The sequence below is a fragment of the Weizmannia agrestimuris genome, assembly GCF_943193165.1.
In the GTDB taxonomy this organism is placed as follows: domain Bacteria; phylum Bacillota; class Bacilli; order Bacillales; family Bacillaceae_C; genus Weizmannia; species Weizmannia faecalis.
In genome coordinates, this window is record NZ_CALPDC010000011.1 from 65,317 (window position 1) to 72,982 (window position 7,666).

Sequence of the window (7,666 nt, forward strand, 5' to 3'; positions counted from 1 at the left end):
CTTGAACATTTAGTGCAATTCTATTCATATGATTTAAGTGAGTATACAGAATTTGATATCAATAAGAAAGGCTATTTACTCAGCATTTTTTAAATTAAATTTATTTTAAGCAAATCATTTATTCGACTAATTAGGGTTTGCTGAATAAGCAAAAGGTTTGGCAAGGATGCTGACAGCTTTGATAAAAATTGAATGCAAGTATGTTATAAAAATGCAGGAAAAAGCTTGCACTTGAAACGCGCCCTATGTTAAGGAAGAGACTCGTTTTTTCGCTCTTCCTTAACGTAGACGACCTCTACGTGAAGAAAGACCGTCGTTTTTCCATGCTTCCTTAACATAGACGCCCTCTACGTGAAGAAAGACCTTCTTTTTTCCACGCTTCCTTAACGTAGAAGCTCCCTACGTGAAGAAAGACCTTCATTTTTCTGTGCTTCCTTAACATAGACGCCCTCTACGTGAAGAAAGGCCGTCTTTTCCAAAAAAATTTTTTCCAACCTTCCTGAAAAGTGTTAAAATGATAGATAAATTATATAAATATAAAAATTTTGGAGAAGGTGGTTTGGCGATGCTAAAGGAAGCTTTTTTAAATACCTTATATGATGCTTACAAAAATAGAAAAGCGCTGAATAAGGATGTTTTTCCGGCAGGCATTGATTTAGATGAGGCTTATCGGATGCAGCATGCTTTTACTGCGGCAAAAAAAGAAAACCATGAAACGTTAAATGGGTATAAGATCAGCATGACAAGCCCCGAAACGCAGGCATTATTTGATGCGCGTGAACCATTGTACGGCGAGTTGACCGATCAGCAGGTGACAAACCATATATCCCTCAGCAAAGATACGCTTAATCCATTGATCGAATTGGAATTGGTTTTTCTTGTAAAAGAACGGCTTACGGCAGACGCGTCTGAAGCAGAAATCATCCAAAAGACACAAGTTGCGCCGGGATTGGAAATTCCTGATTCCCGATTTAAGGACTGGTTCCCTAAAATGCCAAAAGAACAAGTTTGCGCAGACGGGGCTGTCGGCGGAAAAGTAGCTTTTGGGGAAGCCAAAGATTATACATATGGCGATATTAATAATATCCATGGCCAATTGCTCCTTAACGGCAAGGTGCTCGATGAAGGCAAATCTTCAGCTGTCATGGGGCATCCAGTTCATGCCGTAAAATGGCTGCTGAAAAAACTAGGCGAACATCAGGCAGCGCTTGAACCGGGCATGTTTGTCTCATCCGGCACATTTATCCTGCCAAAGCCGCTGGAAGCTGGAACATATAGCGGAAAATTTGAAGGAATTGGTACGGTGAAATTGACGGTCACAGAATAGAAATGATGCGTCCGCATAACAAATGCGCAGCAAAAAACATCTCCGAAAATGCCAGCAGGAGATGTTTTTTTGGACATACAGGCACCTGTTTACAATGAACCGCGGCTGCAGATATCCCTCCCTTCCAGACATCCACAATGCCACACCCGCACAAGCATGAAAATGAGTAAAAAGAGATCATATAGTCGGCCAATTGATCCATGCTTTTACAGAAAGAGGCATTACATTCCTTCCGGGTGGTACAATGGTTGCAGTTTTTCAAGATCTTCAATGAACAGATGAATATCTTCAGCGGATAAATGAACCGGCATTTGATCATATAAGGTCAAGATTTGGCCTTCATGGTCATCCCGGTGCTTCTTCAAATAATCATATAAGGATCTGAACTGGTTTGCATTAATGGTCGATACTGTAACAAATTGTTTGACATGCTGCAGTGAAAATTCATTCCGGTTCTTATCAAATTCTCCTTTAATCACATTCCCTTCGATGTGCATCACGAACACTCCCAAGCCGATTGATTGATAAAATTGTTTTGCCCTATTGCTTGGTTTTCATTCACCTAAATACCGCCATTCTTTCAACGCGGTATTTAGGTGTTCTAAGCAGGTCAACAATTACGAGGCGGTAATGGCTTTGTCCGCTTCCGTTGCAGCCCATGCCGTCATTTTTACTGGATTGGAAAATAATTGCAGCAGTTGTTCTTCTCTTTTGCTGCCGGCATGTTTTTTTGCGGGCGCGGCAAGTCGGCATCTTGCAAAGAATACCACGCTGCCGGGCCGGGGCACGAATACACGGCCAAATCAGAAACCGTTGCCGTCCATTGGCCATCAAAATTTGAAACCGTTGCCGTTTTTGTTTTGAGGTTTATTGGTTTTTTTGCGGGATATACAAATACTGTATGCAATATGAAGGAGGAGGATGCATCGATGAATATTTATGAACAGCAAAAAAACGGACAACCTGCCCAAACCCAGCCGGAACAACCGGGCATTGAATCGCTGATGAATCCGCGGCCTGTCCAACCGCTGAATTATAAAGGCAGTGAAAAATTAAAAGGACGGGTGGCGCTCATTACTGGTGGAGACAGCGGTATCGGACGTGCTGTTGCGATCGCTTATGCAAAAGAAGGCGCGAACGTAGCCATAAACTATTTAAATGAACAAAACGATGCTGAAGAAACGAAGAGCCTTGTTGAAGCAGAAGGCGTCCAATGTCTGCTGCTACCGGGGGATGTCTCCCAAGAAGCAACATGTAAACAGCTCGTTGAAAAAACGGTAGCAGAGTTTGGAAAACTCGATATTTTGGTCAATAATGCAGGCGTGCAGTTCCCTACTGAAAAGATTGAAGATATTACCCATGAACAATGGGACAAAACCTTCCGTACCAACATTTATTCCGTCTTTTATATGTGCAAATATGCCGTCCCGCACTTAAAACAAGGCAGTGCCATCATTTCAACGGCATCTATTAATCCCTATGTAGGCAATCCGAAACTCCTAGACTATACTGCTACAAAAGGGGCCATTGTCGGATTTACGCGCAGCCTTGCACAAAATCTTGCGTCAAAAGGGATACGCGTCAATATGGTAGCACCAGGACCGATTTGGACGCCGCTTATTCCTTCCACCTTTGATGAAAAGACAGTGGAAAGCTTTGGGCTTAAAACCCCGCTCGGACGCCCGGGACAGCCGGCCGACCATGCAGGGGCATATGTGCTTTTAGCTTCTGATGAAGGGGCTTATATTACCGGTCAGTGCATCCATGTTAACGGCGGCATGGCAATGTCATCTGATGGAAAAAAACTGCAGAAAATCTTTTCTGCAGTTTTTTTAACTCTTCCACCCAAATGAACAAATGGATGCGATGACATGGACTTTAAAGACCCTCACGTTTTAAAACAGCAAATCATTCAAATTCTTGAATTTTATTATCCTGCCTGCATAGATACGGAAAACGGCGGGTATATAAACGGTTTTCTCGATAATGGCTCCATCAATGACCGGGAAACAAAGCATCTGGTCGGTACAAGCCGGTTTATTTACAATTTCAGCATTGGCTCCCTGATTGGCGGGCCGGAGTGGTGTGCACAGGCCGCTGCCCACGGTATTGAATTTCTGAAAAATCGCCATCGTGATAAAAAATACGGCGGCTACTTTTTTGAATTAAAAGGGCAGAGTGTAAAAGATCCCGCAAAAATGACATACGGCCATGCATTCGCCCTGTTGGCAGCCGCCATTGCTGATCAAGCCGGCATCCGGGGTGCGAAGGAACTGATCGAGGATCTGTACCATGTTACAGAGCAGCATTTCTGGGATCCGGACGACGGGCTCTACCGGGATGAATGGGATGCATCCTGGTCAACACTTTCTTCCTACCGCGGGCAAAACGCAAATATGCATATGTGTGAAGCCATGCTTACGGCATACGAAGCAACCGGCGAAAAGAAATACTTAAACCGGGCATATAAACTAGCAGAAAGCGTCTGCCGCACATTAAAAGAGAGATCCGGCGGAATGATCTGGGAAAACTACACACCTGACTGGCAGCCGGATTGGACCTATCATCTTCACCAAACAAAAGATGAGTTCCGCCCATACGGCTTTATTCCCGGCCATCAGCTGGAATGAAGCAAACTGCTGATGTGGCTTGACCGCCATCTCTCTGAACCGTGGATAGTTGAGACAGCTGAAGAACTTTACGGAAAAGCCTGGGAGAAAGGCGCTGATGAAACATTCGGCGGCATCTTTTTTGCACTCTCTCCACAAGGCGAAGTCATTGATACGGATAAAAACTACTGGGTGATATCGGAAGCGATCGCAGCCTCTGCGCTTCTTGCCGCAAAAACCGGAAAAAGTATCTACTCCGAGCGGTACAATCAGCTGTTTTCTTATGCTTCCAACTACTTGATCGACCACCAATACGGCGGCTGGTATAAACTGCTCAACCGGAAAAATGAACGTGTTTCCGGCCCGAAAAGCTCCCCGCCGAAAACCGACTACCATCCCGTCGCTGCCTGCTACCAGGCACTGCAGGCATTTTCAAAACCATAAGCAGCGGAAACTTTCACTTTATCAACAGAAAAAGCGCCAAATCTTTTGGCGCTTTTTCTGTTTAAAGGCTGAGCTGGGATCCGGAAAGGCCGGCAAGCCTGCCATCCCCGGCACAAATTTTGCACAGCCGTTTAATTGTACAGACGCTTATTTTCCTCTTGTTTTTCCATCAGCCACCATAATGAATGTCTTGGATTTTCTATAGCTTCCTTATACTCCGTCTTCGTCGCCACTGTTGGGTACGAACCCTTTAGAGACTTTCCGGAAGTACTGGTGAACAAGAACAAGATGACGAAAAAGCCAATAAGGCTGAAGAATGTCAGATAAAAAGCAGGCGCCAGGGCATTCCCGGTTTGGTGAACCAGCCATGTTGAGATGAGCGGGGTAGTGCCGCCAAATAATGAAACAGAAACATTAAAAGTCACAGCCAGTGTTCTGTACCGAATATCCGTGTAAAACATGGTTGGCAAAGTACCAGGCATCGTGCCTTCATAAGTTGAAAGCAAAATACCTAAAATGAGAATACCTAAAAATACGAATGCAATTGTATTCAAATGGATGAAGTAAAATGCAAGGACAGATAATAAGGTTAATCCGCCTAAACCCATGATTAAAACCGTCTTGTTTCCAATTTGGTCGCTGAGCTTCCCAAACAATAAAGCGAGCGGCACCATAATCACCATAATCAGCGTAATTAATACCGTCCCTGCCGTACTGGATAAACCAATCACCTCATCCAAATACGATGGCATGTAGGATAATAACATATAGTTTGTAACATTAAAGAATGCGACAGATACGAAACATACTAGAATGTCTTTTTTATGGTTTTTTAAAATCGAAAGGAAGCTTTCCTCCTGGACACCCTCCACAGAAAGTTCATTTTCGAAAATGGGGGTTTCCTCTAAATGGGCTCTTAAATAAAACCCTACCAGCCCTAAAGGCAAGCCAAGCAAAAATGGAATTCGCCAACCCCATGTGGCCATCTGCTGGTCAGTTAGCGTGATGAAGAGCGTACTGGCAAGGAGTGAAGCTAATATATAGCCGGCAAGCGTACCAATTTCCAGTCCGCTTCCAAGCACATTACGCTTATTGTCCGGGGAAGATTCTGCAATATAGACCATGGCGCCGGCATATTCGCCGCCAGTTGAAAATCCTTGAATAATTCTGGCTACTAATAAGAGCACCGGGGCCCATATTCCAATTTGGTCATACGTAGGTAATAAACCGATTAGGAGTGTGGAAAAAGCCATTAAAATAATCGTGATGGTTAAAACGACTTTTCTCCCATATTTATCTCCGATTCTGCCGAATATAACACCGCCTAAAGGGCGCATTAAAAAGGCAATCGCAAATGTGGCAAATGTAAACATTAATTTCAGCTCGTCATTCTCCACGGCACTAAAAAAGTTCCGGCTGATAATGACAGCTAAATAAGAATACAAGCCAAAATCAAACCATTCCATCGCGTTTCCTACTCCTGTAGCAAACACGCTTTTTTTCGTTTGTCGAATATTAACGATGTTAATTTTTTTCTTATTAAATACCATTTTTCAAATCTACTCCTTATTTGATAGTTTTCGGCACCTGTCTTCCCTTCTATAAAGATTCATTTTTAATACCTACATTGATAAAAGATTTTTTCATCAGCCGTCATTTGTTTTGGCTTTCTTTTTCAAAAACCCGCAGGCGAATGGAAATGGGAATCATTGAAATTAAAAACCACTCGTTGATACTTCAGCATTTCTGCTAATATTTCCAGAAAAACCACCGAATAGATGGCAGGCATATGTAGTGCAAGAATTGATCAACTACTCGAAGATAGCGGGCAAGAGTGCAAGTTAGCAAAGTGAAAAAGGGCTTAAAATGGGCGGAGGCGGACAGGAAACGGAGGCTTAAGGCGCCTCTAAAGATTTTTACGGGCAGCTGGTTCCCCACCTATCTTCTTTATACCTCAAATAGTGAAAGCGGGTTATATGCCGTTAAAGACGGAACGCATTACAGATGAACAATCGGACAACGCTCAACAGCTTTTTTGAACGGTTCATTGATTAGTTTACCATAATCGAAGTGTTAACGCAAAAAATCAGCTTCCACCCCATTATTTCAACGGATCAGGCCAACAGCAATGCTGTAAAATGGTCATTCAATCTGTGCTTAAATATCTCTATGTTTGTCCTGCAATGATAAAAAAGCTGCTTATCCTCTTCATGATTTTATCTCCCACCTGCTCTTCCCCATCTCCATAAAGGATACAAGCGATGTAAGCGCCATCTCCACCATATCGCTAACCGCCTGATCGGTGTAAAACGCAGTGTGCGGCGTGACGATCACATTGGGAAAAGATCTCAGAACGGCCAGCTGGCGGTGGGCCAAAATATCCGTGCGGCGGTCATAATGAAAAATTCCTTCCTCATCCTCCAGCACATCAATCCCGGCAGCGCCGGCTTTCCCCGCCTCAATCCCGGCGATGAGCGCATCCGTATCCACTTCAGCACCATGGGAACAATTGATGATGCATACGCCGTCCTTTATTTTTGCAATACGTTCTTGGTTAATCATATGGTATGTACTTTCAAACAAGGGTGTGTGGATGGTAATCACATCGCTTTCCTCCAGCAGTTCATCCAAAGATACATATTTCAGGATGCCGCGCAATTCATCCCTTTCAACAGTATCGTGTGCAATGAGGTTGCAGCCAAAACCGGACAAATTTTTTGCAACAATGCTGCCGATTCTGCCGACGCCAATAATCCCGATCGTTAAGTTGCGCATTTCCCTGCCCTGAATCCCTTCCACAGAAAAATCCTGTGCCTCGACACGGCTTAAGATCTGTTTTGCTTTCCGCACACACATCAAAATCAGCATCGTTGCAAAATCGGCCACGCAATAAGGCGAATACGCCACATTCGAAAAACGGATGCCATATGCTTTTGCGGCTTCCTGATCGATATGATTATATCCTGCAGTCCTCAGGCCGATATACTTCACGCCGACATCCCTTAAAGCCTTGAAAGTCCCGGAGCCGACCGGATAATTCCCAAGGATCGTCACGCTTCAGCGCCTTTTGCTTCCATTGCCGTTTCAGGGGTTAACACATCATCAATATACTTGATGTCCAAATCAAATTTTCTCGCGAATTTTTGAAATAAGGGGAACTCATCCGCCCTCGTCTCATAGGCAACAACTTTCCTCATATATAAAATAAACCCAAATTACGAAAGTGCAGCGATTTGATAGCTAAAATCCACACACGTGGAAGTAAATGTAAAATATGGAATCCAAA

Annotated in this window: 6 protein-coding genes and 1 pseudogene; 3 read left to right on the top strand and 4 right to left on the bottom strand. The window is 43.8% G+C overall.

The features are described 5' to 3' along the window. The first annotated feature begins 565 nt into the window (after positions 1 to 565). Complete coding sequence (locus NFR98_RS06905) at positions 566 to 1,327, top strand: 2-keto-4-pentenoate hydratase (protein ID WP_026683811.1); 762 nt, start codon at positions 566 to 568, stop codon at positions 1,325 to 1,327. A 221-nt stretch (positions 1,328 to 1,548) separates the two neighbouring features. Here NFR98_RS06905 and NFR98_RS06910 read toward each other — a convergent pair whose 3' ends face one another. Beyond that, the gene (locus NFR98_RS06910; protein WP_014095655.1) at positions 1,549 to 1,824 is read right to left on the bottom strand and encodes a hypothetical protein; all 276 of its coding nucleotides are present in this window, start codon (positions 1,822 to 1,824) and stop codon (positions 1,549 to 1,551) included. A gap of 432 nt (positions 1,825 to 2,256) precedes the next feature. On the opposite strand from NFR98_RS06910, the gene NFR98_RS06915 reads away from it, so the two are divergent. Next, positions 2,257 to 3,180 carry an SDR family oxidoreductase gene (locus NFR98_RS06915; RefSeq protein WP_014095656.1) on the top strand — a complete coding sequence of 308 codons (924 nt, stop codon included), beginning with the start codon at positions 2,257 to 2,259 and terminating at the stop codon, positions 3,178 to 3,180. A gap of 18 nt (positions 3,181 to 3,198) precedes the next feature. Then, positions 3,199 to 4,380 (top strand): annotated as a pseudogene (locus NFR98_RS06920) (AGE family epimerase/isomerase). Between the two features lie 131 nt (positions 4,381 to 4,511). Here the strand turns inward: NFR98_RS06920 and NFR98_RS06925 are convergent. From NFR98_RS06925 to NFR98_RS15810, 3 genes are all read right to left on the bottom strand, one after another. Beyond that, positions 4,512 to 5,930 (bottom strand): MFS transporter, encoded by a 1,419-nt coding sequence (locus tag NFR98_RS06925; protein WP_014095657.1) that lies wholly within the window; start codon positions 5,928 to 5,930, stop codon positions 4,512 to 4,514. A 658-nt stretch (positions 5,931 to 6,588) separates the two neighbouring features. Next, positions 6,589 to 7,434, bottom strand: coding sequence for an NAD(P)-dependent oxidoreductase (locus tag NFR98_RS06930; RefSeq protein ID WP_350346186.1), 846 nt, complete (start codon positions 7,432 to 7,434; stop codon positions 6,589 to 6,591). Then, the gene (locus NFR98_RS15810) at positions 7,431 to 7,577 is read right to left on the bottom strand and encodes a hypothetical protein (protein ID WP_017552129.1); all 147 of its coding nucleotides are present in this window, start codon (positions 7,575 to 7,577) and stop codon (positions 7,431 to 7,433) included. Before NFR98_RS15810 ends, NFR98_RS06930 begins: the two co-directional genes overlap by 4 nt. Positions 7,578 to 7,666 lie beyond the last annotated feature (89 nt).